General features: G+C 65.4%; 25 protein-coding genes. 14 read left to right on the top strand and 11 right to left on the bottom strand.

What is annotated here, in order from left to right:
* Window positions 1-45: 45 nt before the first annotated feature.
* Complete coding sequence (gene hrpB, locus DQW77_RS04810) at window positions 46-2,544, bottom strand: ATP-dependent helicase HrpB (RefSeq protein WP_113257202.1); 2,499 nt, start codon at window positions 2,542-2,544, stop codon at window positions 46-48.
* A 212-nt stretch (window positions 2,545-2,756) separates the two neighbouring features.
* On the opposite strand from hrpB, the gene meaB reads away from it, so the two are divergent.
* Entirely contained in the window at window positions 2,757-3,746 is a 990-nt protein-coding gene (gene meaB, locus DQW77_RS04805; protein WP_113257058.1) for a methylmalonyl Co-A mutase-associated GTPase MeaB, read from the top strand.
* Window positions 3,747-3,906: 160 nt separating this feature from the next.
* Window positions 3,907-4,197: a 50S ribosomal protein L28 gene (gene rpmB, locus DQW77_RS04800; protein WP_113257201.1), complete on the top strand. Its 291-nt coding sequence runs from the start codon at window positions 3,907-3,909 to the stop codon at window positions 4,195-4,197.
* A gap of 105 nt (window positions 4,198-4,302) precedes the next feature.
* Here the strand turns inward: rpmB and DQW77_RS04795 are convergent, their stop codons facing one another.
* Complete coding sequence (locus tag DQW77_RS04795) at window positions 4,303-5,001, bottom strand: NAD-dependent deacylase (protein ID WP_113257057.1); 699 nt, start codon at window positions 4,999-5,001, stop codon at window positions 4,303-4,305.
* 216 nt (window positions 5,002-5,217) lie between these two features.
* On the opposite strand from DQW77_RS04795, the gene hisD reads away from it, so the two are divergent.
* From hisD to DQW77_RS04780, 3 genes are read left to right on the top strand one after another with little or no spacing between them, the layout of a single operon-like run.
* Entirely contained in the window at window positions 5,218-6,525 is a 1,308-nt protein-coding gene (hisD, locus tag DQW77_RS04790) for a histidinol dehydrogenase (protein ID WP_113257056.1), read from the top strand.
* Window positions 6,526-6,529: 4 nt separating this feature from the next.
* Window positions 6,530-7,534: a D-cysteine desulfhydrase gene (locus DQW77_RS04785; protein ID WP_113257055.1), complete on the top strand. Its 1,005-nt coding sequence runs from the start codon at window positions 6,530-6,532 to the stop codon at window positions 7,532-7,534.
* A gap of 7 nt (window positions 7,535-7,541) precedes the next feature.
* Window positions 7,542-8,228 (top strand): aspartate/glutamate racemase family protein, encoded by a 687-nt coding sequence (locus tag DQW77_RS04780; protein WP_113257054.1) that lies wholly within the window; start codon window positions 7,542-7,544, stop codon window positions 8,226-8,228.
* A gap of 24 nt (window positions 8,229-8,252) precedes the next feature.
* On the opposite strand, the gene DQW77_RS04775 is transcribed toward DQW77_RS04780, so the two are convergent.
* Entirely contained in the window at window positions 8,253-8,609 is a 357-nt protein-coding gene (locus DQW77_RS04775; protein WP_113257053.1) for a hypothetical protein, read from the bottom strand.
* Between the two features lie 156 nt (window positions 8,610-8,765).
* On the opposite strand from DQW77_RS04775, the gene DQW77_RS04770 reads away from it, so the two are divergent.
* A complete protein-coding gene (locus DQW77_RS04770; protein WP_113257052.1) occupies window positions 8,766-9,593 on the top strand; it encodes an SDH family Clp fold serine proteinase in 828 nt (275 codons plus the stop codon).
* A gap of 20 nt (window positions 9,594-9,613) precedes the next feature.
* Here the strand turns inward: DQW77_RS04770 and DQW77_RS04765 are convergent, their stop codons facing one another.
* Window positions 9,614-10,660, bottom strand: a complete 1,047-nt coding sequence (locus DQW77_RS04765) for a Glu/Leu/Phe/Val dehydrogenase (protein WP_181711198.1) — start codon at window positions 10,658-10,660, stop codon at window positions 9,614-9,616.
* Window positions 10,661-10,782: 122 nt separating this feature from the next.
* On the opposite strand from DQW77_RS04765, the gene DQW77_RS04760 reads away from it, so the two are divergent.
* Window positions 10,783-11,238 carry an Lrp/AsnC family transcriptional regulator gene (locus tag DQW77_RS04760; RefSeq protein WP_113257050.1) on the top strand — a complete coding sequence of 152 codons (456 nt, stop codon included), beginning with the start codon at window positions 10,783-10,785 and terminating at the stop codon, window positions 11,236-11,238.
* Window positions 11,239-11,350: 112 nt separating this feature from the next.
* Here DQW77_RS04760 and DQW77_RS04755 read toward each other — a convergent pair whose 3' ends face one another.
* Window positions 11,351-11,629, bottom strand: a complete 279-nt coding sequence (locus DQW77_RS04755) for an acylphosphatase (protein WP_113257049.1) — start codon at window positions 11,627-11,629, stop codon at window positions 11,351-11,353.
* 81 nt (window positions 11,630-11,710) lie between these two features.
* Between DQW77_RS04755 and lepA the strand changes: the two genes are divergently transcribed.
* On the top strand, window positions 11,711-13,510 hold the full coding sequence (lepA, locus tag DQW77_RS04750) for a translation elongation factor 4 (RefSeq protein ID WP_113257048.1): 1,800 nt from the start codon (window positions 11,711-11,713) through the stop codon (window positions 13,508-13,510).
* Between the two features lie 68 nt (window positions 13,511-13,578).
* Window positions 13,579-13,827 (top strand): hypothetical protein, encoded by a 249-nt coding sequence (locus tag DQW77_RS04745; RefSeq protein WP_113257047.1) that lies wholly within the window; start codon window positions 13,579-13,581, stop codon window positions 13,825-13,827.
* Window positions 13,828-14,767: 940 nt separating this feature from the next.
* Here the strand turns inward: DQW77_RS04745 and DQW77_RS04740 are convergent.
* Window positions 14,768-15,043, bottom strand: a complete 276-nt coding sequence (locus DQW77_RS04740; RefSeq protein WP_113257046.1) for a hypothetical protein — start codon at window positions 15,041-15,043, stop codon at window positions 14,768-14,770.
* A 171-nt stretch (window positions 15,044-15,214) separates the two neighbouring features.
* On the opposite strand from DQW77_RS04740, the gene DQW77_RS04735 reads away from it, so the two are divergent.
* Window positions 15,215-15,400: a CTP synthetase gene (locus DQW77_RS04735; protein ID WP_113257200.1), complete on the top strand. Its 186-nt coding sequence runs from the start codon at window positions 15,215-15,217 to the stop codon at window positions 15,398-15,400.
* A 203-nt stretch (window positions 15,401-15,603) separates the two neighbouring features.
* On the opposite strand, the gene DQW77_RS04730 is transcribed toward DQW77_RS04735, so the two are convergent.
* Window positions 15,604-16,359 (bottom strand): alpha/beta fold hydrolase, encoded by a 756-nt coding sequence (locus DQW77_RS04730; protein WP_113257045.1) that lies wholly within the window; start codon window positions 16,357-16,359, stop codon window positions 15,604-15,606.
* A gap of 92 nt (window positions 16,360-16,451) precedes the next feature.
* On the opposite strand from DQW77_RS04730, the gene DQW77_RS04725 reads away from it, so the two are divergent.
* The gene (locus tag DQW77_RS04725) at window positions 16,452-16,823 is read left to right on the top strand and encodes a hypothetical protein (protein ID WP_147094929.1); all 372 of its coding nucleotides are present in this window, start codon (window positions 16,452-16,454) and stop codon (window positions 16,821-16,823) included.
* Window positions 16,824-16,883: 60 nt separating this feature from the next.
* On the opposite strand, the gene glyA is transcribed toward DQW77_RS04725, so the two are convergent.
* The gene (gene glyA, locus DQW77_RS04720) at window positions 16,884-18,191 is read right to left on the bottom strand and encodes a serine hydroxymethyltransferase (protein ID WP_113257043.1); all 1,308 of its coding nucleotides are present in this window, start codon (window positions 18,189-18,191) and stop codon (window positions 16,884-16,886) included.
* 177 nt (window positions 18,192-18,368) lie between these two features.
* Between glyA and DQW77_RS04715 the strand changes: the two genes are divergently transcribed.
* The gene (locus tag DQW77_RS04715) at window positions 18,369-19,130 is read left to right on the top strand and encodes an NAD kinase (protein ID WP_113257042.1); all 762 of its coding nucleotides are present in this window, start codon (window positions 18,369-18,371) and stop codon (window positions 19,128-19,130) included.
* Window positions 19,131-19,134: 4 nt separating this feature from the next.
* On the opposite strand, the gene DQW77_RS04710 is transcribed toward DQW77_RS04715, so the two are convergent.
* Window positions 19,135-19,695 (bottom strand): CIA30 family protein, encoded by a 561-nt coding sequence (locus DQW77_RS04710; RefSeq protein ID WP_113257041.1) that lies wholly within the window; start codon window positions 19,693-19,695, stop codon window positions 19,135-19,137.
* 162 nt (window positions 19,696-19,857) lie between these two features.
* Here DQW77_RS04710 and DQW77_RS18175 point away from each other — a divergent pair, with 162 nt between their 5' ends.
* Complete coding sequence (locus DQW77_RS18175) at window positions 19,858-20,025, top strand: hypothetical protein (RefSeq protein WP_181711197.1); 168 nt, start codon at window positions 19,858-19,860, stop codon at window positions 20,023-20,025.
* 30 nt (window positions 20,026-20,055) lie between these two features.
* Here DQW77_RS18175 and prpE read toward each other — a convergent pair whose 3' ends face one another.
* Window positions 20,056-21,948 carry a propionate-CoA ligase PrpE gene (gene prpE / locus DQW77_RS04705; protein WP_113257040.1) on the bottom strand — a complete coding sequence of 631 codons (1,893 nt, stop codon included), beginning with the start codon at window positions 21,946-21,948 and terminating at the stop codon, window positions 20,056-20,058.
* A 238-nt stretch (window positions 21,949-22,186) separates the two neighbouring features.
* Entirely contained in the window at window positions 22,187-24,466 is a 2,280-nt protein-coding gene (locus DQW77_RS04700; RefSeq protein WP_113257039.1) for an NADP-dependent malic enzyme, read from the bottom strand.
* Between the two features lie 148 nt (window positions 24,467-24,614).
* On the opposite strand from DQW77_RS04700, the gene DQW77_RS04695 reads away from it, so the two are divergent.
* Window positions 24,615-25,007: a cytidine deaminase gene (locus tag DQW77_RS04695; protein WP_220124946.1), complete on the top strand. Its 393-nt coding sequence runs from the start codon at window positions 24,615-24,617 to the stop codon at window positions 25,005-25,007.
* Window positions 25,008-25,011 lie beyond the last annotated feature (4 nt).

The raw sequence follows: 25,011 nt of genomic DNA, 5'->3' as shown, positions 1-25,011 counted from the left end.
TGTTGGTTGGCGTTTAATGTAACGCTGGGACTCAGGTTTTACAAATCAGCGCCGGCTGCGGGGTCGGGTCCGAAGGGTCGGATCGGCCGCAAGAGGGTCTTCCGGCCACGGGTGCTTGGGATAACGCCCGCGCATGTCGCGGCGGACCTCCGGGTAGGAATTGGTCCAGAAACCGGGGATGTCGGTTGTGGTCTGCACCGGCTTGCCCCCCGGCGACAGCAGCGTCACCCGCAACGGACGGCCACCGGCGCTGGGATGGGTTGTCTGGCCGAACATCTCCTGAAGGCGCAGGGAAATGGCGGGCTGCTCATCGCTGTAGTCGATGGGGATGCGGCGCCCGAGCGGCGTGGTGAAATGCGCCGGCACCTCGCGGTCCAGTGTCTGCATCTGTTCCCATGACAGCTGCGCGCGAAGAGGCTCCAGCATCTCGAACCGCTTCCAGTCCTGGGCCGTCCGCAGGCCGGTGAGGTAGGGCAGAAGCCAGTCCTCGAGATCTTGCAGCAGGGCCTCGGCGGTCATTTCCGGAAGGTCGCGCCCGGCTGCGCGCGCCAGTTCGACCCGTGCCGCGAAACGCCTGGCCGCATCGCTCCAGGTCAGGCCCAGATCGCGGACGCCGTCCATCATCGCGCGCGCCACCAGCTCGGGCGGCGCGTCCGTCCATTGCCTGTCATCCAGCACCAGGGCGCCGAACCTTTCCTGCCGGCGCGTGATCACCCGGCGGTCGCGCCGCGACCAGGCGCACAGGTCGTGCCACGCGATCTGATCGGCAAAGTGGCGGCGCAGATCGGCCTCCTGAATGGGTGCGGCCTGCCGGATGCGGGCCTCGCGCGGGTCGCCGTCCAGATCGGTGGCCACGAGAAGGCGCGCGCCCGAAAGCGGATCGCCATCGGGCAGGACCGCGCCCTTGCCGCCGGAGAGCACGTAGCGCGGCGCGTCGCCCTTGCGGCGCAGTCCGATCCGGTCGGGATAGGCAAGGGCAGCGTCGCTGGCCGTGCTGCCTGTCATGCCCGGGCCGGCGGGGCTTGCTTCGGTACCCTGCCCCGGTCGCCGCGCCGCCCTTTCCAGCCGTCTTTCCAGGCGCTTCGCCTCGGCCCGGATGCGGGCCACTGCGCCTCGGTTGGCGTTCCACGGATGCCGGGCAGCGTAGGCGTCCGAATCCCGGATCGCGGACAGGCGCAGCGACAGGTCAACCGGTGCCCCGCGCGCCAACGGGTCGCGATCGGCCAGAAGCGCAGCCAGTTGCGCCGTGCCCGGCCCCGCCACCGCCAGCATGTGCGCGAGGCGGGGGTGCAGGGGCAACTCCGCCAGCAGCCGTCCGTGCGCGGTGATCCTGTCCTTCGCGTCCAGCGCTCCCAGCATCCGCAGGAGCGCCTTTGCCTCCGCGAAACTGCCGGGATTGGGCGCCGTGAGAAACGGCAGATCGTCCGGCGCGGCCCCCCAAAGCGCCAGTTCCAGCGCCAGCCCGGCCAGATCCGCCGCTTCGATCTCGGCCGGTGGATGGGCCATCAGCGCGCCCTCTTCGCCCTTCGTCCACAACCGGTAACAAACCCCTTTCGCAATCCGCCCGGCGCGGCCGGCCCGTTGCGCGGCCTCCGCGCGGGTCACGGGCTCGGTCACCAGGCGCGACATGCCGCTGCCAGGATCGAAGCGCGCCCGCCGCGCCTTGCCGCCATCCACCACCACCCGGATATCGGGAATGGTGAGCGAGGTCTCCGCGATGGCGGTGGCCAGAACCACCTTGCGGCCGTCGCGCACCGGCGCCAGTGCGGCCCTCTGCGCGGTGAAATCCATCGCTCCGAAAAGCGGCCGTATCTCGCAGCTGGCGGGCAGGCGCTCGCGCAGCAGACGTTCGGTGCGCCGGATCTCGGCCTCGCCGGGCAGGAAGACCAGCATCCCGCCGCCAGTCTCCGCGACCGCCGTCGCGATCAGGTCCGAAATCTCCGGTTCAAGGCGCGCTCCCTTGCGCAAGGGCCTGTCTAGATGGCGGATATCCACAGGGTGGTTTCGTCCCCTCGAGGTGATCACGGGGGCGCCGCCCATCAGATCGGCCACGGGCGCGGCCTCGAGCGTGGCCGACATTGCCAGCAAGATCAGATCCTCGCGCAGAGCGCCGGCCAGGTCCAGGCACAGAGCAAGCCCGAGATCGGCGTTGAGCGAGCGTTCGTGGAACTCGTCGAAGATCACGGCGCCCACCCCCGAAAGTGCCGGGTCGGTCTGGATCATCCGGGTCAGGATGCCTTCTGTGACCACCTCCACACGCGTCGCGTCCGACACCTTCGCGGCGCCGCGCATGCGGTAGCCCACCGTTTCACCAACCTCCTCCGCCAGGGTTTCGGCCATGCGTTCGGCGGCCGCGCGCGCTGCAAGCCGTCGCGGCTCCAGCATCAGGATGCGCCCCGCGCAGAGTCCGGCGCCCAGCAACGACAGAGGCACGACCGTGGTCTTGCCGGCGCCCGGCGGAGCCTGCAACACGGCCCGGGCGCGGCTGCCCAGGGCCTCGAGCAGGTCCGGGATCACGTCGTGGATCGGCAAGGTGTCGGCCATGACCCGGTTATCGACGAGCCGCGCGCGATTGGCCAGAGTCGCATCGGCGGGCGGCTTCATCTTTCCTGAAATACTCATGTCCCGGCACAGCGGCTCGCATCGTGTTCCGAGTATTTGGAGAAAGATGAAGGGGCCGGACTGTCCCGGTCTGGACATTTGCCGCGGCACCAAGGCATGAAGACAGGGCAGAAACGATCACCTCCGGCGGGCGCATGGATATCGAGGCACTGGGCAAGGGCATCATCGCGGGCGACAGGCGGGCGCTGTCGCGGGCGATCACCCTGATCGAGAGCGCCCGCGCCGATCATCGCGAAGCGGCGGGCGCATTGCTGGAGCGTCTCAAGGAGTCCGGTCTTCAGGCGCTGCGCATCGGATTGTCGGGCACCCCGGGGGTGGGCAAATCCACGTTCATCGATGCGTTCGGCACCATGCTCACGGGGCAGGGCCTCAAGGTGGCGGTGCTCGCCGTGGACCCGTCGAGCGCCCGTACGGGAGGGTCGATCCTGGGTGACAAGACACGGATGGAACGGCTGGGCCGCGACCCTCTTGCTTTCATCCGTCCCTCGCCGGCGCAATCCCATCTGGGCGGGGTGGCGCGGCGCACGCGCGAGGCGGTGGCGCTTTGCGAGGCGGCCGGATTCGACGTGGTGCTGATCGAGACGGTGGGTGTCGGGCAATCCGAGACCGTTGTGGCCGAGATGTCGGATCTGTTCCTGCTCCTGCTCGCCCCCGGCGGAGGCGACGAGCTTCAGGGCGTCAAGCGCGGCATCATGGAGATCGCCGATCTCATCCTCGTCAACAAGGCCGACGGCGATCTTGAGCCGGCGGCCCGGCGCACCTGCAACGATTATGCCGGTGCGCTGAGGTTGTTGCGCAAGCGCCCGCAGGATCCGCCGGGCTTTCCCAAGGCGATGATGGTTTCGGCGTTGGAGGAGGCGGGCCTGCGCGCCGCGTGGGAAGAGATGACCGCGCTGACCGGCTGGCGGCGCGAGGAGGGGCATTTCGATGCGCGGCGTGCCGAGCAGGCGCGGTACTGGTTCGAGGAGGAGGTGCGCCAGGCGCTACTTGCGCGGCTGCGCACCGGCACGGCCCGTGCCGCGATGGAAGAGTATGCCGCGCGCGTGGCGGCGGGCCGGATCACCCCGGCGGTTGCGGCGCGCGAGATGCTGGAGCGGTTGGGCGAAGCCATGTCGGAGGCATGAGGCGGGCGCGGGCCCGGTGTGCCGGAGTGCGGCCCTGGCCCTTGACGGGGACCATGATAGCGCCTATGAGCCGCTGACGGAATTCGGGGCGCTGCCATGGGTGGTGCCCATTTGTATTGAATGGGCCGCCAGACGGCCCGACAAGCACGAGGATGAACCCATGTCGCGCCGCTGCGAACTGACCGGAACAGGCCCAATGGTTGGCAACAATTCCAGCCATGCCAACAACAAGACGAAGCGCCGGTACCTGCCCAACCTGAATGACGTGACCCTTCGGTCCGAGGCGCTCAAGCGCGGCATCAAGCTGCGAATCACTGCCGCCGCCCTGCGCAGCGTCGATCACCGTGGCGGGCTGGATGCCTATCTTGCCAAGGCAAAGGACAGCGAGCTGTCGCCGCGCGCGCTCAAGGTGAAGAACGAAATCGCCAGGGCCATATCCGCCGAAGCCTGACCGGCGTCTCCCGCCCGGGAGCGCAACCACCCTGTGTGCAGCACCTGGCTGCCTCCCGGCAATGAGCGGAGGCTGCTGCCACCGAATCGGCGGGCGGGCCGGAGCTCAGCCCCGGCCTCTCAGGATGCCTGATACCCAGTCCGGCACGACACGTGTCGCGGGTCCATTTCGTGTTTCGTCGAAATCGTCCGAAACCTGTGAGCGTTCGAGAGTGAGCTCGACGGTGTGCGCCCCGGCCTCGCGGGCCTGCAGGGCGAAGCCCGCGGCCGGATGCACCTGACCTGACGTGCCGATGGCCGCAAAGAGGGTTGCCCCCTGCAGAAGCTCCCATATCTCATCAAGGTGATGGGGCATTTCCCCGAACCAGACAACGTCGGGCCTTGCCGCGCCATGCCCGCAGGACGGGCAGGGCGTGTCGGCCGCCATTTCATCCGGCGCCGACCATCGGTGCCCGCAATGCGCGCACAGGGCACGCGCCAGGGTCCCGTGCATGTGAAGAACCCCGATGCTGCCTGCCGCCTCGTGCAGGGCATCGACATTCTGCGTCACGATCACCACCTCGCCGGCATGTTCGGCCTGAAGATGTGCCAGTGCCCGGTGGGCGGCATTCGGTCGGGCCCGTGCGGCCTGTTTGCGGCGGGCATTGTAGAAGTCATGCACGAGTTCCGCGTCGCGCGCGAATCCCTCCGGCGTGGCCACGTCCTCGATCCGGTGGCGGGCCCAGAGTCCGCCCTCGTCGCGGAATGTGCCGAGGCCGCTTTCCGCGGAAATCCCGGCGCCGGTGAGTATCACGATCCTGTCCATTCGGCCCCCTCGCCCGTGGCGTGTGCCACGGTAACCCTCCCGGCCCAGAAAAGAGTGTCTGACCTTTCCATGCAAGAGCCCGCGTGGACGGGAAGGAGCTTTCGGAAAACCCGAAAGCCTGTTTAAGCGCAGGGAAAAACCCCGCCTCGAACCGGGCAAAACGCTTGCCCGCGAAGCGCGGTGGGCGCAAGTCGGGTGGCAGGGAGGACGAAAGCCATGCCGCTCACCTATCTCAAGCAGGCCCCGGGCCAAGCGCCACAGGCAGAAGCCGATGTTGCCGATACCGTTCAGGTCATGCTGGGTCGGCTGCGTGCGGGCGGTGCGCAGGTGGCGCTGGAATATGCCCGCGATCTGGATGGCTGGACCGGCGAGATCACAGTAAACCCCGAGCGCATCGCGCGGGCCGAGGCACAGGTGCCCGTCGATCTGCGCGACGATATCCGCTGGGCGCATGACAACATCAGCCGGTTCGCCGCCGCGCAGCGCGCCACTGCGCGGGACATGGAGGTGGAGCTGCGCCCCGGGCTCATTGCCGGGCAGCGCCAGATCCCGCTTTCGGCGGCGGGCTGTTACGTACCGGGCGGGCGTTACGCGCATATCGCTTCGGCGCTGATGTCCATCGCCACCGCGCGCGAGGCCGGGGTGGCCGACATCACCGCCTGTTCGCCACCGCGAGGGGATGCTGGCATTCCCGCCCCGATGCTCTACGCCATGCACCTGGCCGGGGCCACGCGGATCCTCTGCATGGGCGGTGTTCAGGGGGTTGCGGCGATGGCATTCGGCCTCTTCGGGGCGCCGCCGGCGGATATTCTCGTGGGGCCCGGCAACGCCTTCGTCGCGGAAGCCAAGCGGCAGCTTTTCGGCCCCATCGGGATCGACATGTTCGCCGGACCCACCGACAGTCTTGTTCTGGCCGATGACACGGCAAACCCCGATACAGTGGCGACGGACCTTGTCGGGCAGGCCGAACATGGCGCGACCTCGCCGGTCTGGCTGGCGTCGACGTCCCGCCCGCTGGCCGAGGCGGTGCTGGCGCGCATTCCGGCGCTGATCGCCGAGCTGCCGGCCCCGAACCGCGACGCGGCCGCGACCGCATGGCGTGAACTGGGCGAGGTGGCGCTGTGCGACACGCGCGAGGAGATGGCCCGCCACGCGGATGCCCGTGCGCCCGAACACCTGCATGTGCAGGCCACCGACCTGCCGTGGTGGCGTGACCGCCTGAGCGCCTATGGCTCACTGTTTCTGGGATCCGGAACCACGGTGGCCTTCGGCGACAAGGCCGCTGGCCCCAACCATGTGCTGCCCACGTCCGGCGCGGCGCGCTATACCGGGGGGCTGAGCGTTCACAAGTTCCTCAAGACCGTCACCTGGCAGCAGGTCACGCCGCAGGGCCTGCCCGATCTTGCCCGTGTCAGCGCCCGCATCAGCCGTGAGGAAGGGATGGAGGGCCATGCCCGCAGTGCCGACATTCGGCTGGACAGTGCCACGCCCATGGCCGACATTGCCGCGAATTCAAAAGGATGAAAGAATGAATCTTGCCCGCTTCCCCCGTGTCCGCCTTGCGCATCTGCCCACCCCGCTGGAGCCGCTGCCGCGGCTTTCGGCCCTGCTTGGCGGTCCGGAGATCTGGATCAAGAGGGATGACTGCACCGGACTCAGCACCGGCGGCAACAAGACCCGCAAGCTGGAATTCCTGATGGCGGAGGCCGAGGCGCAGGGCGCCGACATCGTGCTCACCCAGGGGGCCACCCAATCCAACCACGCCCGCCAGACGGCTGCGGCGGCTGCGCGGATGGGCATGGATTGCCATATCCTGCTGGAGGATCGCACCGGTTACGAGCACGACAATTACCGGCACAACGGGAATGTCCTGCTGGATCATCTGCACGGGGCCACGATGGAGCATCGCGATGCCGGGCTGGACATGAACGCGGAGATGGAGGCGGTGGCCGAAACCTTCCGCGCCGACGGGCGCAACGCCTATACGATTCCCGGCGGCGGCTCCAACCCGACCGGCGCGCTTGGCTACGTCAACTGCGCGCTGGAACTGATGAGCCAGTTCGCCACCGAGGGGCTGGTGGTTGATCACGTCGTCCACGCCACCGGGTCGGCGGGCACGCAGGCGGGCCTGATCACCGGCTTCGGCGCTATGCACGCGCAGATCCCGCTTCTGGGCATCGGCGTGCGCGCGCCGAAAGACAAGCAGGAGGCCAACGTCTTTGCGCTGGCGGAAAAGACCGCCGACAAGCTGGGATGCCCCGGCGCGGTTGCCCGTGGCGACGTTGTCGCCAATTGCGATTACGTCGGGCCCGGCTACGGACTGCCGGCCGAGGACACGCTGGAGGCGATCGACCTTTTCGCGCGGACCGAGGCGATCCTTCTGGACCCGGTCTATTCGGCAAAGGGCGCAGCGGGCCTGATCGACCTGATCCGAAAGGGCCGTTTCCGTGCCGGTGAGCGGGTGGTGTTCCTTCATACCGGCGGGGCGATCGGGCTGACCGGGTACACCCATTGTTTCGACATGCCGGAGTGATGGAGCGATGAAGCCGGTCGGCATTCTCGGCGGTATGGGGCCCGACGCCACGATCCTGCTGATGCGGCGGGTGCTGGCGGCGGTGCCCGACGCGCGCGACGATGCCGATCACGTTCCCCTGATCGTCCATCAGAACCCGCAGGTACCGAGCCGCATCGAGGCGCTGATCGACGGCACGGGCGCGGATCCGGCCCCGGTGCTGGTCGCCATGGCGCAGGATCTGCAACGTGCCGGCGCGGTGGCGCTGGCGATGCCCTGCAACACCGCGCATGCCTATGCGGACGCGGTGCGCGGGGCCACCACCCTGCCGTTTCTGGACATGGTGGCGCTGAGCGTCCGGGCACTTGTTGCACGGGGCGCGCGGCGGGTGGGTATGCTGGCCTCCCCCGCGGTCCGCAAGGCCGGGGTCTTTGATGCCCCTTTCGCCGCAGCCGGGCTGGAGGCGGTCCATGCCCGCGATGATGGCGCGGGGCTTCTGGCGATCATCCGCGCAGTGAAGGCGGGGCAGGGGCGCGCGGACCTTGGACCGGCGCTTGAGCATGAGGCACGCGCGATGCAGCGTGACGGTGCCGATCATCTGCTTGTGGCCTGCACCGAGATTTCGTTGCTTGAAGGAGCCTTGCCAACCGGCATCGGCATTACCGACAGTCTGGATTGCCTGACCGGGGCAATCGTCACGGCGGCACGGGCCTGACCGGCACCGCCCTTTCCCGGGCCCTCATCCGCAGATGCGTTCGGCCTGCTGGCCGTAGGCCGTGTAGACCCGCCAGAACCGTTCGTCCGACGGACGGTCCGATTGGCGGATTTCCTGCGCCAGATGCGGGTTGGCATAGAACTTGACCGCGCGGCTTTGCTGGCGGTTGGTCAGGGTCTTGTCGGCGACCGCCTGCACGCATCCGCAAAGCCGCCGCGTTCGCGCCTCGCGTCCCGATCGCATGCATGCCTTGCTGATCGGTCCGAAACTGACCGGCACCGGCCCCAGCTCGGCCACCGGGCCGCGCGCCTGCCGGGCCTTGTGGACCCCGCCGCACCCCGCCAGAAGCAAGATCACGCCAGCCATCAGAATAGTCTTCATCTCACTTGCCCCGTCCCGGCACAGGCGGTTTTCGACGCCTGCGGCGTTACATGGCGCATCGCACGGTGTTTTTCAATTCACAAGCGCCGCCACAGGTGCGACAGTCGCATCGCGCGGCGTCCGGGGCCGCGCCAGGGAAAGGACCGCGCGACTGGCATGGATTTCTCGTTATCGACCCTCTTTTTCGTGGTGGTCATGGCAATGCTGCTGCAACCGATGCTGGCCGCACGCTTGTTCGCGATGCGCCGCCAGCAGGCGATCCGCAAGATCGAGAGGCAGCGCCGAAGCCGCGTGATCACCATGATTCACCGCCAGGAACGGCGCAGCATGCTGGGCATGAACGTGTCGCGCCAGATTGACCTTGAAGACGCGCAGAGCGTCATCTCCGCGATCAAGTCCACCCCCGACGACATGCCCATCGACCTGGTGTTGCACACGCCCGGCGGGCTGGTCCTTGCCGCCATGCAGATCGCCCGCGCGGTCGAGGCGCATCCCGCGAAGGTCACGGTTTTCGTGCCGATCTACGCGATGTCGGGCGGCACGCTCATTGCGCTGGCCGCCGACGAGATCGTGATGGGCGAGTTTTCCATGCTCGGCCCGATCGACCCGCAGATCATGGGCGTGTCCGCGGCCTCGGTGCTGGCCGCGCGCGACGCGAAGCCGGCCGCGCATGTCTCGGACGTGGCGATGGTCCTCGCCGATGTCAGCGAAAAGGCGATTCGCCAGGTGCGGCGGGGGGCGGTCGAGATCATGACCCCGCGGATGGATACCGAAAAGGCCGAGGCGCTGGCCGAAACCCTGACCGGCGGAACATGGACCCATGATTACGCGCTCACCCCCGCCGAGGCGCAGGATCTGGGCCTGGCCGTCACCGTGGCGATGCCGCCGGAGATGCTGGAGCTGATGAAGCTCTATCCGCAGCCGGTGCGTCAGAGCGCGGTGGAGTTCCTGCCCTTCGACCCGCCGGGACGCCGGATGACCTGATCGGCCCCCGGCGCCGCACGTCAGCCGGCGCGGTCCAGCATCCGGTCCTCGACAATGCGGTCGGCCACATGCGCGGGGCTGACATCCTCGGCCGCCGCCCGGTCGAGTATCCGCGCCATAGTGTCCTCCAGGGCATCCAGCCTGGCAGAGACCCACGGGCCACGATCAGCGATGCGCAGGATCTCGGCCGCGGCATTTATGATTCCGCCGCCATTGGCCACGTAATCGGGCAGGTAGAGAATGCCGCGCCCGTGCAGCGCGTCGGCGCAACCATCGCCCGACAGTTGATTGTTGGCGGCCCCCGCAACCAACCCTGCCTTCAATGCCGGGACGGTTTCGGGATTGACCGTGCCGCCGATCGCGCAGGGGGCGAAAACGTCGGCCTTGACGGCGTGGATTTCCGCGGGATCGACAATGGTGGCGCCGCAATCCGCCTCCGCCCACCGGACATTGGACGCCACCGGATCGGCCACGCACAAATCGGCGCCGGCATCATGCAGCAATGTGCAGAGGTGCCGCCCGACATGGCCCAGCCCCTGCAGGGCGACGCGCCGTCCGGTCAGGTCCGGATCGCCGAAGCGGTGCCGCGCCCCCAGCCGCATGGCCCGCAACACGCCTTCGGCGGTCACCGGCGAGGGATCGCCGCTGGCATGGAGGCCATCGCTCAGCCCGGCGACGAACCCTGTTTCCTGCCGGATCACCGCCATGTCTTCCGGGCTCATGCCCATGTCCTCGGCGGTCCAGTAGCGCCCGTCGAGCCGGGCAACCGCGCGCCCCATGGCGCGCAGCATCGCAGCGGCCTTGTCACGGCGCGGATCGCCCATGATCACCGCCTTGCCGCCGCCGAGGGGCAGGCCCGCGGCGGCGTTCTTGTAGGTCATGCCGCGTGACAGGGCCAGCACATCGGCAAGCGCGTCCTCGGCCCGGGCGTAGCTTCGCATCCGCAGGCCCCCGGCGGCCGGTCCGGCCCCGGTGGCATGGATGGCGATGAACCCGTCGAGCCCGGATGGCGCATCGGTGACGCGATAGACCTCCTCATGGGTGGTGGTGGAAATCCGTGTCAGCATGGTGCAAATCCTCCCTTTGGACTGAATCTAGGCAGGGTGTGCCGCGAAAAAACGCCAAAACGGGATGCGGATGGGGCGAATCGTGGTAAAATTTGCTAAAGAAGCTGCGGGGATTGGTGAAAATGGACGCGATCGACCGCCGCATCATCGCTGCGCTCCAGTACGACGGGCGTCAGAGGCTGGCGGATCTGTCCGCGGCCGCGGGGCTTTCGCCCACACCCTGTGCGCGGCGGGTGGCGCGGCTCGAGTCGGCAGGTGTGATCACCGGTTATTCGGCCCGCGTGGACCAGGAAAAGCTTGGCCTGCCGCTCAACGTGTTCATCTTCGTTGAACTCGAACGGCAGTCGCGCGACGCGGTTGCGCGGTTCGAGACGGCGCTGCGGGGCTTCGAGGAGGTTATGGAATGCTACCTCATGACCGGCACCCGCGACGTGCTGATCCGGGTGGTGGCGGCGGACCTGGCGGCCTATGATCGTTTCCTCGAGGACGGGCTCATGCAGATCGCCGGGATCCGCTCGATGCGCTCGAGCTTTGCGTTGCGCACCATGATCCGCCGCACCGCCCTGCCCGGCGGATGAGGCCGTGATCCGGACCGGAGCGGGCGCGGCCGGCCCCGGCGCAAGGGGGCGCTGCCCCCTGAGGCCTCCGGCCTCACCCCCGGAGTATTTCGCGAAAGATGAAGCCGGCGGATCAGCGAATGATCCTGAATTTGCCCTTGGCGGTGGCCTTGGCGGGGCTGGTGCGGACCGCCTCGACCCGGGCGGCGGCGGGGCCGCGATGCAGCGCCTCGACCATGTCGGAGACCTTGTCGGCGGGGCCGGCAAGATGAGCGCTCACCGTGCCGTCGGCCTCGTTGCGGACCCAGCCCGACAGGCCGCGGGCGCGTGCCTCGGCCTCGGTCCAGGCCCGGAAGGAAACGCCCTGCACCCGGCCGGAGATGCGGGCCTCGATGGCGGTGGTGTCGCTCATTCCTCACCCTCCCGTGCGGTTGTCCGGCGCGGCACCGCGGGCTATTGACCCGACCCGCGATCCGCCGCATATGCCTTTACCATGACACCGCTCAGCCATATCCGCAATTTCTCCATCGTGGCCCATATCGACCACGGCAAATCGACGCTCGCCGACCGGCTCATCCAGATGACCGATACGGTGGCCGAGCGCGACATGAAGGAACAGCTGCTCGACTCGATGGATATCGAGCGCGAGCGCGGCATCACCATCAAGGCCAACACCGTTCGGATCGACTATACCGCCCGCGACGGAGAGCAATATGTGCTCAACCTGATCGACACGCCGGGGCATGTGGATTTCTCCTACGAGGTGTCACGGTCCATGCAGGCGGTGGAGGGATCGCTCCTGGTGGTCGACAGCACCCAGGGTGTCGAGGCGCAAACGCTGGCCAATGTCTATCAGGCCATCGACGCCGATCACGAGCTCATCCCGGTGCTCAACAAGATCGATCTGCCGGCCAGCGATCTGGATCGCACCGCGTCGCAGATCGAGGATGTGATCGGCATCGACGCGTCGGGTGCCATCCCGGTCAGCGCGAAGACAGGGCAGGGCATCGCCGACACGCTTGAGGCAATAATCGCCCACCTCCCGCAGCCACAGGGCGATTCCGCGGCGCCCCTCAAGGCGATGCTGGTGGACAGCAAATACGATCCCTATCTGGGTGTCGTCGTTCTGGTGCGGATCATGGACGGTGTCCTGAGAAAGGGCGATCGCATCCGCATGATGCAGACCGGCAGCATCCACAACGTGGAACGCATCGGCGTCTTCCGTCCGGCGATGACGGTGGTCGATGAACTCGGCCCTGGCGAGATCGGGTTCATCACCGCGTCGATCAAGCAGGTGCGCGACACCCGCGTCGGCGACACGATCACCCACGAGAAACGCCCGGCCCCGGCCCCTCTGCCGGGGTTCAAGCCTTCTGTGCCGGTGGTCTTCTGCGGGCTCTTTCCGGTCGATTCCGCGGAATTCGAGGATCTGCGCAACGCCATCGAGAAACTGGCGCTCAACGACGCCTCGTTCAGCTACGAGATGGAAAGCTCGGCGGCGCTCGGCTTCGGATTCCGTTGCGGTTTCCTGGGGCTTCTTCACCTCGAGGTGATCCGCGACCGGATCGAGCGCGAATACGGGCTGGAGCTGATCACCACGGCGCCCTCGGTCGTTTACGAGGTACACATGCGGGATGGCACCGTTGACGAGCTGCACAATCCCGCCGACATGCCCGACCCCGCCGATGTGGAGCATGTGGAGGAGCCGCGGATCAAGGCGACGATCCTGGTCCCCGACGAGTTTCTGGGGGACGTGCTCAAGCTCTGTCAGGAGCGGCGCGGAATACAGCTTGATCTGACCTATGCGGGCGCCCGTGCGATGGTGGTCTACGACCTGCCTCTCAACGAGGTGGTTTTCGATTTCTACGACCGGCTCAAATCGGTGACCCGGGGCTATGCCAGCTTCGATTACCAGATGACCGGCTACCGAACCGACAACCTGGTGAAGATGCAGATCCTGGTCAATGACGAGCCTGTGGACGCGCTTTCGATGATGGTTCACCGCGACCGGGCCGAGATGCGCGGCCGCGCGATGTGCGAGCGTCTCAAGGATCTGATCCCGCGCCACATGTTCAAGATCCCCATCCAGGCGGCGATCGGGGGCAAGGTGATCGCGCGCGAAACCCTGAGCGCGATGCGCAAGGACGTGACGGCCAAATGCTACGGCGGCGATGCCACGCGCAAGAAGAAGCTGCTGGAAAAGCAGAAGGCCGGCAAGAAGAAGATGCGCCAGTTCGGCAAGGTCGACATCCCGCAGGAGGCGTTCATTTCGGCGCTCAAGATGGATGGCTGAAGTCCGGCCCCTTTGAAACTGGGCCGGATGGTGCCTACGTTCGTGGCAGGACGAAAGGAGGCACCGATATGGACAGATTGAGCCTTGTTCTGACCCTTGCCACCGGACCGGTCCTGACCGGCGGTCTGGTCATTGTCGTGCTGAGCCTTGGCTATTACGGCTGGGCTCCCGTCGTTGCCGCGGCCGCAACCGGCATCGTGTTGTCATGGCCCGCGGCCTACGTGGTGTCGCGGTGGATCAAGCGGCAGGACCCGCAGTTCGATCACACGCGCAAGGGCAGTGGCCCCTTGCCCGATCCGAGCGCACCGGAGGCCTGACGCCGGCCTGACCCGCCCCGGCGCCGGCGGCCGGGCAGGGCGCGTACTGCCGGATTGCCTTCGCAGCCGCAGAAAACCGCCCTGTCACAAGCCTGTCGCGAAACCGTCACTTATCCCCCGCCCAACGGGGCCGGGCGAAACGGAATTTCCGCGTTGTCCACAATAAATTCCACAGCCATATCAACAATTTATCCCCAGAAATTTTTCATGCTGCAGCGCTATTTCCTTGCGGGAATCGCCGTGCTTTGTAACAGTTTTCCCATCGCAAGGGGTCTCATGACCCGGCGCGATGCGCGACGGCCCCCGGGGTCTTCGCGGCGGGATGCGGGTCTTTTGGCTAACGCCCCGCCGTGCGGGTCACGGGACGCCTGCCGGGGTGCCGGGCCGCCATTCGGGGCTCTGCGTGTTCTGCCGGTGTCGAAAGGGTCCGAGCAGCCAGGCGGGATCATACGTTCCCGCGTGGTCGGTGCCGGTTCCTCGGAGCCGGGACCACTGAACCGCCGGTCTTTCGGGGCCGCGTGGTTCGGGAAGGCGTCAGGAAGTGGCTTCGCGCCACGATGCATGGACCGCGTCCGCGCACCTGGCGCCTTTTTCCCGTTGCATGCCTTGAAACGAAGCCAAAAGGAAACCGGCCCGGGCACCAGTGCACCAAGGGCCGGGCGGTCTTGGATCGCGCGGACCTCAAGCTCGGGAAGGTCGGGTCCGGAAACGAAAACGGGGTCCGCCTGTCTGGAGAGCAGCCGGACCCCGCCGTCAGTCGATGCGTTCCGCGTCCTTGCACCTGTATGCCTTGAGTATCGCGGCCGGCGCGCGGGATCAACTACATGTCGCGGGCAACGTCACAATTTCCGCAATATCCGAGGAAGAACCCTCAGATTTTGCGGAATTGTTTCTTTTGCGCACCACCCATGGCACCAAGCTCAGTGCGCGCGCTCCGGTTTCAGCAGGCGCCGCGCGCGGCGTCGGGGTGTTCCTGAATGAACCCGTGCAGCACGGCGTAAAGCTTGCGCGCACCTGTCACGTCGTCCGCATGCAGTGCTTCGCGGATATCCTCGCAGATCATCCGCTGTACGGTTTGCGGCCCTTTCGGCAGGTGCATCACGTACTCGCCCAGAACCGCGGCGCTGATCTCGGGCAGGTGTTCGTGCGCGCCGATTGCCGCGATCTCGTCACGCGTAAGGTCGGTCATGTCTTCGATGTCGTCCAGCGTTATCATCAGTCCTCCCTTCCGGGCCGCGGGGCCCGTGCATTTCGCATTTCCGTCATCGAACCGTTACAATACCACGATGATTCCCGAACCGGCCTGACCTGGATCAAGGCGGCAGGCACCGCGGATTGTTAATTGCAGGCCAACGGGGACACGTCCCGGATCAGAGCGGAGGTCACGATGTTGCGGCTCGGTTTCATTCTTCATCTTTTCATCGGGTCGACGATGGCCGGCTCCGCCGTCATCGCGGCGCTGGTCATGGGGCATGACACCCTCAACCCGATCCTGGTGGCGGCAGGGCTTGGGTTCCTGGCGGCCTTCCCGGTTACCTATGTGGTAACGCGCAAGCTTATGTCCGGGGACTGACCGGGCAGACGACTTCCCGGTTGCGGGTGCCGGGACGTGGGCAGCGGCGGTCGTGAGGAGGCCCCTGCGGGGCGGATCGGCGCTGCCCGCGCGCGTGTGACGGGGCGCAGTCCGACAGGACTGGAAATTCTGAACAGTCTTGTCCGGCCCCGCCCGGACTTCGATTGTCGACCCTTCTTCAAGCGCTTCGGAATGGTCGATCCTCAGTCCAGCCAGGCACGAATCGCCGCCTCGAACTCGCGCGGTTTCTCGGCATGTAGCCAGTGCCCCGCCCCGGTCAGTTTCATGAAACGTGCCTTCGGAAAGAGGCGCTTGATCATGGCGCGGTGTTCGTGCCGCACGTAGTCCGAGTCCGCACCCGAAAGGAACAGTGTATCGCCTGTATAACTGCCGGAAATATCGGGAAAATCCAGTATTTTCGGCATCTCCCGCGCAAGGGTGTCGAGGTTGAGCATCCAGCGCCGGTTTTTCACGTCGAGCGATTGCAGGAAGAACGGGACAAGATTTGGATCGTCGATATGCGGTGTCAGAAGGGGGGCGGCATCCGAACGTCGTGTAATCCCCGACAGATCAACCGCCTTCATCGCCTCGATATACTCTATCTGGCTATGGGAATAGGAGACGGGCGCAATATCTGCCACGATCAGCCGATTGACCAGCGCCGGCCGGGTCAGCGCCAGAACCATCGCCGCCTTGCCGCCCATCGAATGGCCCAGCACATCGAACGGTCCATCCAGCCCGTCGAGAACCATCGCCAGATCCGCGGCCATGTCCTCATAGGAATGGGTTTCAAACCAGGGGCTTGCCCCGTGATTCCGCATGTCGGCGGCGATCACTTGCCGGGTGTCGGAGAGGCGCTTTGCAACCACGCCCCAGTTCCGCGCCGAGCCGTAAAGGCCATGTGCGATCAGAAGTCCGGGCCGGTCCCGCGGCGTTCCGTGCGTGATTGTATTCAACATGAGCCGTTCCTACCGCCCCGCGCCGCCCGCGGCCAGCCCTGTTGTGCCATTGCTGGCCAGGGGTTAGCTTGCGCACGATGGGAGTGCTGCCGATGATAGATCCGGACCGTATCGATCGCCCCGTGGCCGCCCTGGAGGATCTCATGCGCGACCGCCTTGGTTTGCGGGGGGCGTTTGCCGTGCAGATATCCCGGGCGCGCAGATCCCTGCCCGGGCCCATGCGCCGCGCCGGCCACAGGATTGCCCACGCGAAGCGCCTTTCTGCACATCCGAAGCTTGCGCGCCTTGTGCCAAGGGTTGAGTTCGATGCCGATGCGGCCGCGCTGCAATCGCATCTGAAGGAAATAGATCCGGCGCAGCGACGGCGTGGCACCATCTTGGCGCTGCTGGGTGGTATCGTTTTCAACCTGATGATTTTGGGTGTTCTTCTGTCTGTCTTGCTGTACTGGCGCGGATTTTTCTGACCAGCCCGGAGCCCGTGCGGACCGGCCGCACGGGCCCTTTGTCAAGCAGGACAGTGATCGTCAGAGGTTCGGGTAGAGCGGGAAGCGCGCGCAGAGGCCCGCGACCTCTGCCTTGACCTTTTCCTCGACCGCTTGGTTGCCGTCTTCGCCATTGGCGGCCAGCCCGTCCACGACCTCGACGATCCAGTCGCCGATCTGGCGGAACTCCGCCTCGGCGAAGCCGCGCGTGGTTCCGGCGGGTGTTCCAAGACGCAGCCCCGAAGTGACCGTCGGTTTTTCCGGATCGAAGGGGATGCCATTCTTGTTGGCGGTGATATGGGCCCGGCCAAGTGCCTTGTCCGCCTGATTGCCCTTCACGCCCTTGGGCCGCAGGTCGACCAGCAGGACATGGGTGTCCGTGCCGCCTGTGACAATGTCGAGACCGCCCTTCGCCAACTGGTCGCTCAACGCCTGCGCGTTGGTGATGACCTGTTGAATATATCCCTTGAATTCCGGGCGCAGGGCTTCTCCGAAGGCCACCGCCTTGGCCGCGATCACGTGCATCAGCGGTCCGCCCTGAAGGCCGGGGAAGATGGCGGAGTTGAATTTTTTGGCCAGCGCCTCGTCATCGGTAAGGATCATGCCGCCGCGCGGCCCGCGCAGTGTCTTGTGTGTGGTGGTGGTGGCGACATGCGCATGCGGGAAGGGCGAGGGATGCTCACCGGCCGCGACGAGCCCGGCGAAATGCGCCATGTCCACATGAAGCCAGGCGCCGACACTGTCGGCGATTTCGCGCATGCGGGCGAAATCTATCTGCCGCGGAATGGCCGATCCGCCGGCGATGATCATTTTCGGGTGATGTTCCCTGGCCAGTGCCTCAACCTGGTCGTAATCGATCAGGTTGTCTTGCTTGCGCACGCCGTACTGGACCGCGTTGAACCACTTGCCCGATTGGTTGGGCGCTGCGCCGTGGGTCAGGTGTCCGCCGGCATCAAGGCTCATGCCGAGGATCGTGTCGCCGGGTTTCAGAAGCGCCAGGTTCACGCCCTGGTTTGCCTGGCTGCCCGAATTCGGCTGCACGTTCGCGAAACCACACCCGAAGAGGTCCTTCGCGCGTTCGATGGCGAGTTGCTCGGCCACGTCCACATACTGGCATCCACCATAGTAGCGCCGGCCCGGATAGCCCTCGGCATACTTGTTGGTCATGACGCTGCCCTGCGCCTCCATGACCGCTGCGGAAACGATGTTCTCGCTGGCGATCAGTTCGATCTCGTCGCGCTGGCGGCCAAGCTCGGACTCGATGGCGCCGAAAAGCTCGGGGTCGCGCTCGGCCAGGGGCTGGGTGAAGAAGCCCGCGTCGGTGGTAAAGGTGTTTCCGTCATGAGACATGGATCTGGCTCCGTCGTGAAAAGGGTCGGGACTGGCGATTTCCTATCGGAAACATAGGCCGCTGCAAAGGATGTAAAGCGACAAAACCGCTTGCAGGACCGTCATCTATGGCGCAATGCGTGGAGCTGTGGTTCGATCAGAACTGCCAGACGCGCTTCGGAAACGGGATGGTCCCGAATGACCCGCAAGATTGCCTTCGTCGCCAGCGACGTGCCCACGGCCCAGACCGCCCGTGCGGCGCTGGTGGCGCGTTACGGCAATTGCAGCGAACCCGAAGCGGAAGTGATCGTCGCTCTTGGTGGTGACGGTTTCATGCTGCATACACTTCACCGAACGCAGGATCTGCCGGCGCCCGTATATGGCATGAATCGCGGCACGGTCGGATTCATGATGAATGAATACAGCGAGACCGATCTTCTCCAGCGCCTCGCCGCCGCCGAGGAAGAGGTGATCAACCCGCTCTCGATGAAGGCGCAGGGGGCCGACGGAACAATCCATGAGGCCCTTGCCATAAACGAGGTTTCGCTGCTTCGCGCCGGGCCCCAGGCGGCAAAGCTGAAAATCACGATTGATGGTCATCTGCGTCTCGAGGAACTCGTCTGCGACGGTGCGCTGGTTGCGACGCCAGCAGGGTCCACCGCGTATAACTACAGTGCGCATGGCCCGATCCTTCCAATCGGATCGGATGTGCTGGCCCTTACCGCCGTGGCGGCCTTCCGTCCGCGGCGTTGGCGGGGGGCGCTGCTGCCGAAGACGGCCCATGTGCGTTTCGACGTGTTGAGCCCTGCCAAGCGTCCGGTCATGGCCGACGCGGACAGCCGTTGGGTTAAGAATGTCCTCTGGGTCGAGATCGCCTCGGACCCCGGCATTGCCCATCGTATCCTGTTCGATCCGGGCCACGGGCTTGAGGAACGCCTGATCCGCGAACAATTCGTATGACGGATCAGTAAATGCCAATCCATTCGGCGGCCAGGTCCGCCAAGTGGTCACGCCCGAACGCCACGAACCCGACACTTCTGACCGTTTCGGCCCTTGGAGTGCCCCGCAGCATCCGGCCCGACGGTTGAAACTCGGAGAATGGTACGCGCAGCGTTCTCCAGTCCCGGGTGGTTTCGAACCCCGCCTGATAATACTGCCAAGGCAGGATCGTCCCCGTGGTCCGCAGGTGCAGGAAATAGCGTTCACCATTGCCGCGCACCCTGATGATCAGCCCCTTTGCATCGTCGGGAAAGGGGCGGGCAAGATCGGTCCGTGTCTGGATGAAACCGCCGCGGTTGCGGGTGCTGACCTCCCCGGTAAGGCGCACATGGTCGCCTTCGACCCGCGCGCTGCCTTCGCTCACGCCGCCCATCACCCGGTCGCTGAGGTATTCCCAACTGGCGGGCGGTGGCGGCGTGTAATCGCGTTTTTCAGGGTTGGCACGGCTTTCGGAGGGCAAGGCAAGCAACACCACGATCAGGAAACCGCAAAGAAAGGGGACGAGCGTCGGCGGTCTTTGTTTCATGAGGCGAACATAGTGCGCATGAGCGACCCGAGAAGGGCCAGAGTACCGGTTCGCGGGTGTTATCCGATAGCAGAGCTTAGATATTGCTTGCCGCAGTCCGAAAGCCACAGGGTTTCAGCACCGGCCACGGTGCGCCGGTTCTCCATGCAGAGGTGCCAGGAAATGACTCCCAAGAATACTGTGAAGGCAATCATGCTCACCGCCTTGATCCTCGTCAGTCTTGCAATGTCCTCGGAGGCGGATGACAGCGGAGCCGATTCCGCGGTTCCGGGTCCGGGTTTGTCGGCCAGCCCGGTGGAAACAATGGTTCTTGCCCCGGCTGCGCGGTGAGCGTCCGGGGCACAATCAGGGGGTGTTCACTCAGCCTGCGGCATACCCGATCTTCTGCAATGCCTGCCGGATCTCGTCGAGGATCGCCGGATCGTCAATTGTGGCGGGCATCTTGTAGTCCGAGCCATCCGCGATCTTGACCATGATTCCGCGCAGGATCTTGCCGGACCGTGTCTTGGGCAGCCTGTCAACCACGACCGCCAGCTTGAAGGCGGCGACCGGTCCGATCTGATCCCGCATCATGGTGACGCATTCCTTGACAATGTCCTCGTGCGGGCGGTTGACCCCCTTGGTCAGGCACAGGAAACCGACCGGCATTTGCCCTTTCAATTCGTCTGTCACACCGACGACAGCGCACTCGGCCACATCGGGATGCGCGGCCAGAACCTCTTCCATGCCACCGGTTGACAGGCGGTGCCCGGCCACGTTGATCACGTCATCCGTGCGGGCCATGATCCACAGGTAGCCGTCCTCGTCCTTCATGCCGGCATCGCCGGTTTCGTAGTAGCCCGGGAAGGTGTTCAGGTAGGACTTGCGGAACCGGTCCTCGGCGTTCCAGAGTGTCGGCAGGGTGCCGGGTGGCAATGGCAGCTTGATGGCGATGGCACCAAGCTCGTTCGGGCCCAGTTCGTTTCCCGCGTCGTCAAGGATCTGAACGTCGTAGCCGGGCATCGGCACCGTGGGCGATCCGACCTTGACGGGCAGGGCCTCGATTCCCGCCGGGTTGCCGACGATGGTCCATCCTGTCTCGGTCTGCCACCAGTGATCGTAGACGGGCACGCCCATCTTCTCGGCCGCCCAGTTGATCGTGTCCGGATCGGCCCTTTCACCAGCAAGATAGAGCGCGCGCAGGCAAGAGATGTCGTATTTCCGAAGCTCCTTCGCCTCCGGGTCCTCGCGCTTGATCGCCCGAAATGCGGTCGGTGCGGTGAAGAAGCTGCGCACGTTGTGTTCCGAAATCACCCGCCAGAAGGTGCCTGCATCGGGCGTGCCAACCGGCTTGCCCTCGAACACGACCGTGGTGTTGCCGTTTATCAGGGGCGCGTAACAGATATAGGAATGCCCCACGACCCAGCCCACGTCGGACGCGGCCCAGAACACATCGCCCGGATCGACGTTGTAGATGTTCTTCATGGTCCAGTTCAGGGCCACCAGATGCCCGGCGGTCGGACGCACCACCCCCTTTGGCGCGCCAGTGGTGCCGGACGTGTAAAGGATATAGGCCGGGTGGGTGCCCTCGACGGGCACGCATTCGGCTGGAGTGACCCCGAATTGAAAGGCGTGCCAATCGTGGTCGCGTCCCTCTTCCAGCTTGGCCACTTCTTCTTCCCGCTGGAAGATCACGCAGAAATCGGGCTTGTGCGCGGCCTGTTCGATCGCCCCGTCGAGGAGCGGCTTGTAATGGACCACGCGACCCGGCTCCACCCCGCAGGAGGCGGCAATGATCGCCTTCGGCTTGGCGTCGTCGATTCGCACCGCCAGCTCATGGGCCGCGAAGCCCCCGAAGACGACCGAGTGGATGGCCCCCAGACGCGCACAGGCCAGCATCGCCTCCAGGGCCTCGGGGACCATTGGCATATAGATGATGACGCGATCGCCCTTCTGTACCCCTTTTGCGCGCAGCGCACCGGCCAGTCGCGCCACCCGCGAGCGCAACTGCGCGTAGCTGATCTTGTGCTTGGTTCCGGTCACGGGGCTGTCATGGATGATCGCCGCGCGCGCGCCGTGCCCCGCCTCGACATGGCGGTCCACGGCATTCCAGCACGTATTCACCTTGCCGTCACGGAACCATTCATAAAGCGGGGCGTTGTCATCGAAGAGCGCCTTTGACGGCTTTTCATCCCAGTCGATGTTCTCGGCGGCTTCCATCCAGAAAGCCTCGGGGTCGCGTTGCCAGCTCTCGTATACCTCTTGGTATCCCATCGTATCCTCCTCCGGTCCGTTGCAAGGGTGTTACGGATGAGGAGCGGTCGCAGCAAGTGACACGGTTGCTTGCGTGTCAGATTATCGCAGGAAATTTGCAGTTCCGTGGCAATTCGGCCTGCAAAGTTTTGCAAACTAGCGGAAAAAGACAAGTTTTACGCTGAAATCGAAAGCATTTGCAAAGCTGCAAACTTCGCGGCTGCAAACTGCACGAATCCGTGTTGCCCTGTGTGCTGCGCTATCCGTAATGTGCCACCGGCGTGCCCGCGATCGCGGCCATGTTCAGCAGGCCCCTTGCCGTTACCCCTGCGGTCACGATGTGGGCCTTGTTGCCCATGCCCATCAGGATCGGCCCCACTTCCAGCCCGCCGCCCTTCATCTTGAGGATATTGCGCACCCCCGAAGCGGCATCGGCGTTCGAAAAGACAAGGACATTCGCAGCCCCGTCCATCCGGTTTTCCGGCAGGAGGCGCGATCGCAGGGCTGAATCGAGCGCCGCATCGACATTCATTTCGCCTTCATAGATGAAATCACGCTCTTCGGTATCCAGAATATCGATCGCGGCCCTCAGGCGCTTGCCGGAATCGTCGCCCTGGTTTCCGAACTGGGATTGCGAACAGAACGCGATCTTGGGCTCGATCCCGAAACGGCGCACATGGCGTGCGGCCCCGATGGCCGTCTCGGCCAGTTGCGCGGGATCGGGGAAGGCCCGGACATGGGTGTCGGCAATGAAAAGTGGCCCGTCCTCGAGGATCATCATCGAAAGCGAGCCGTGCGGCTGGCATCCGTCGTTGCCAAGAACCTGCGTGACATAGTTGAGATGCCAGCGGTATTCCCCGAATGTGCCGCAGATCAGGCTGTCAGCCTCATCGCGATGGACCATGACCGCACCGATCGCGGTCGTGTTGGTGCGCATGATCGCGCGGGCCAGATCCGGCGTTACCCCCCGCCGGGCCATGATCCGGTGATAGCTTTCCCAGTAATCGCGGTATCGGGGGTCATCCTCGGGGTTGACGAGACTGAAATCACGGCCCGGCCGGATTTCCAGCCCCATCCTCTCGCATCTCTGGTCAATGACCTTGGGTCGACCTATCAGGATCGGCTGTTCGGTCGTTTCCTCCAGGATCGCCTGGGCGGCGCGCAGAACGCGATCGTCTTCGCCCTCCGAAAACACGATCCGGCGCGCGGCCGTGGCGGCCGCGTCGAAGACCGGGCGCATCAGCAATGCGGACTTGTAGACGCTGGCGTCAAGGTCGGCCTTGTAGGCGTCGATGTCCTCGAGCGGCCGTGCCGCGACACCGGTTTCCATCGCCGCCCGTGCCACCGCTGTCGAAACGACACCGGAGAGCCGCGGATCGAACGGCTTGGGGATCAGGTAATCGGCCCCGAAAGTCAGTTGTTCGCCCTTGTAAATCGTTGCCGCCTCGGCGCTGGTGGTGGTGCGGGCGAGTTCCGCGATACCCTCGACACAGGCCACCTGCATGGCGTCGTTGATTTCGCTCGCGCCTACATCCAGCGCCCCGCGAAATATGAACGGGAAGCAAAGAACATTGTTGACCTGATTGGGAAAATCGCTTCGCCCGGTGGCAATGATCGCGGTTGGAGCGACATCGCGGGCAACGTCCGGCATGATTTCAGGGGTCGGATTGGCCAGCGCGAAGATGATCGGGCGATCCGACATCTTGGCCACCATTTCCGGTTTCAGGACATTCGGACCCGACAGGCCCAGGAACAGGTCGGCCCCTTCGATCACCTGGTCGAGCGTGCGCAGCTCAGTGTCCTGTGCGAAGGCTTCCTTTTGCGGTGTCATGTCCTCGGAGCGGCCCTTGTAGACAAGACCGTGAACATCGCAGAGCCAGACGTTCTCGCGCTTGACGCCCAGCTTGAGCAACAGGTTGAGACAGGCGATCCCGGCCGCCCCGCCGCCGGTCGAGACGATGCGGATATCCTCGAACCGCTTGCCGGCGACATGGAGGGCATTGGTGGCCGCCGCCCCCACGACGATCGCCGTGCCATGCTGATCGTCGTGGAAAACCGGAATGTTCATCCGTTCCCGGCACAGCTTCTCGACGATGAAGCAATCAGGCGCCTTGATATCCTCAAGGTTGATGGCGCCGAATGTCGGCCCGAGCGCACAGACGATATCGGCCAGCTTCTCGGGATCGGGCTCATCCACCTCGATGTCGAAGCAATCTATGTTGGCGAACTTCTTGAACAGGACCGCCTTGCCCTCCATCACCGGTTTTGACGCGAGTGCGCCGATGTTGCCAAGGCCCAGAACCGCGGAGCCGTTGGTTATCACCGCCACGAGGTTGCCACGCGCCGTGTAGCGGCTGGCGTTCTTTTCGTCCTTGCTGATCTCCAGGCAAGCCTCCGCCACGCCTGGCGAGTACGCGCGCGACAGGTCGCGCCCGTTGGCAAGCGGCTTGGTCGCGCGGATCTCCAGTTTGCCGGGCTTGGGGTGCGCGTGATAATCCAGCGCCGCCTGACGCAGCGTTTCCTTGTGGCTGTCGCTCATGTCCCTCTCCCTCGTGGCGCCGTTTTGTTCGCGGCGTCCCGGAGCACCCTGTTTGCAGCGCAACGGGGCGCCCGAAGCACCAGCTTGCATCTTGGAAACGCAAGGCGCAATCTTGAATATCGAAGGGGATCAGCACAGCGGAGGAAAGATGGACCTTCTGGATGCAGCGCGGCAGGTGCGTGAAAATGCCCATGCCCCGTATTCCGGTTTCAAGGTCGGCGCGGCGCTCCGCGCGGAATCGGGCCGGATCTTTGTCGGGTGCAATGTCGAGAACGCCGCCTATCCCGAAGGCACCTGTGCCGAAGCCGGGGCGATCGCGGCGATGGTCGCCGGCGGTGAAACCGGCTTGTCCGAGATCGTCGTGGTAGCGGCGGGCGAGGTGCCGGTCTCGCCCTGTGGCGGTTGCCGGCAGAAGCTGGCGGAATTCGGCACCGGCGACCTGCGGATCATCATGGCCACACTCGACGGGAAACGCCGGGACACCACGCTGGCCGCCTTGTTGCCCGGCGCATTCGGCGCGGCGGACATGGGTACGGCCTGACGGC

Source organism: Roseovarius sp. TE539 (genome assembly GCF_003298505.1).
In the GTDB taxonomy this organism is placed as follows: domain Bacteria; phylum Pseudomonadota; class Alphaproteobacteria; order Rhodobacterales; family Rhodobacteraceae; genus Roseovarius.
This window is presented reverse-complemented; position numbering and strand designations above follow the sequence as displayed.

What these genes read in the sequence shown, in the direction of transcription:
- DQW77_RS04730 (WP_113257045.1), bottom strand. Translation starts at nt 16,359, where the DNA reads ATGTTGAATACAATCACGCACGGAACGCCGCGGGACCGGCCCGGACTT.
- meaB (WP_113257058.1), top strand. Translation starts at nt 2,757, where the DNA reads ATGGATATCGAGGCACTGGGCAAGGGCATCATCGCGGGCGACAGGCGG.
- DQW77_RS04795 (WP_113257057.1), bottom strand. Translation starts at nt 5,001, where the DNA reads ATGGACAGGATCGTGATACTCACCGGCGCCGGGATTTCCGCGGAAAGC.
- DQW77_RS18175 (WP_181711197.1), top strand. Translation starts at nt 19,858, where the DNA reads ATGACTCCCAAGAATACTGTGAAGGCAATCATGCTCACCGCCTTGATC.
- DQW77_RS04710 (WP_113257041.1), bottom strand. Translation starts at nt 19,695, where the DNA reads ATGAAACAAAGACCGCCGACGCTCGTCCCCTTTCTTTGCGGTTTCCTG.
- DQW77_RS04785 (WP_113257055.1), top strand. Translation starts at nt 6,530, where the DNA reads ATGAATCTTGCCCGCTTCCCCCGTGTCCGCCTTGCGCATCTGCCCACC.
- DQW77_RS04775 (WP_113257053.1), bottom strand. Translation starts at nt 8,609, where the DNA reads ATGAAGACTATTCTGATGGCTGGCGTGATCTTGCTTCTGGCGGGGTGC.
- DQW77_RS04740 (WP_113257046.1), bottom strand. Translation starts at nt 15,043, where the DNA reads ATGATAACGCTGGACGACATCGAAGACATGACCGACCTTACGCGTGAC.
- hrpB (WP_113257202.1), bottom strand. Translation starts at nt 2,544, where the DNA reads ATGGCCGACACCTTGCCGATCCACGACGTGATCCCGGACCTGCTCGAG.
- lepA (WP_113257048.1), top strand. Translation starts at nt 11,711, where the DNA reads ATGACACCGCTCAGCCATATCCGCAATTTCTCCATCGTGGCCCATATC.
- DQW77_RS04760 (WP_113257050.1), top strand. Translation starts at nt 10,783, where the DNA reads ATGGACGCGATCGACCGCCGCATCATCGCTGCGCTCCAGTACGACGGG.
- glyA (WP_113257043.1), bottom strand. Translation starts at nt 18,191, where the DNA reads ATGTCTCATGACGGAAACACCTTTACCACCGACGCGGGCTTCTTCACC.
- DQW77_RS04695 (WP_220124946.1), top strand. Translation starts at nt 24,615, where the DNA reads ATGGACCTTCTGGATGCAGCGCGGCAGGTGCGTGAAAATGCCCATGCC.
- DQW77_RS04700 (WP_113257039.1), bottom strand. Translation starts at nt 24,466, where the DNA reads ATGAGCGACAGCCACAAGGAAACGCTGCGTCAGGCGGCGCTGGATTAT.
- DQW77_RS04725 (WP_147094929.1), top strand. Translation starts at nt 16,452, where the DNA reads ATGATAGATCCGGACCGTATCGATCGCCCCGTGGCCGCCCTGGAGGAT.
- DQW77_RS04715 (WP_113257042.1), top strand. Translation starts at nt 18,369, where the DNA reads ATGACCCGCAAGATTGCCTTCGTCGCCAGCGACGTGCCCACGGCCCAG.
- DQW77_RS04765 (WP_181711198.1), bottom strand. Translation starts at nt 10,660, where the DNA reads ATGCTGACACGGATTTCCACCACCACCCATGAGGAGGTCTATCGCGTC.
- rpmB (WP_113257201.1), top strand. Translation starts at nt 3,907, where the DNA reads ATGTCGCGCCGCTGCGAACTGACCGGAACAGGCCCAATGGTTGGCAAC.
- DQW77_RS04780 (WP_113257054.1), top strand. Translation starts at nt 7,542, where the DNA reads ATGAAGCCGGTCGGCATTCTCGGCGGTATGGGGCCCGACGCCACGATC.
- prpE (WP_113257040.1), bottom strand. Translation starts at nt 21,948, where the DNA reads ATGGGATACCAAGAGGTATACGAGAGCTGGCAACGCGACCCCGAGGCT.
- hisD (WP_113257056.1), top strand. Translation starts at nt 5,218, where the DNA reads ATGCCGCTCACCTATCTCAAGCAGGCCCCGGGCCAAGCGCCACAGGCA.
- DQW77_RS04755 (WP_113257049.1), bottom strand. Translation starts at nt 11,629, where the DNA reads ATGAGCGACACCACCGCCATCGAGGCCCGCATCTCCGGCCGGGTGCAG.
- DQW77_RS04770 (WP_113257052.1), top strand. Translation starts at nt 8,766, where the DNA reads ATGGATTTCTCGTTATCGACCCTCTTTTTCGTGGTGGTCATGGCAATG.
- DQW77_RS04745 (WP_113257047.1), top strand. Translation starts at nt 13,579, where the DNA reads ATGGACAGATTGAGCCTTGTTCTGACCCTTGCCACCGGACCGGTCCTG.
- DQW77_RS04735 (WP_113257200.1), top strand. Translation starts at nt 15,215, where the DNA reads ATGTTGCGGCTCGGTTTCATTCTTCATCTTTTCATCGGGTCGACGATG.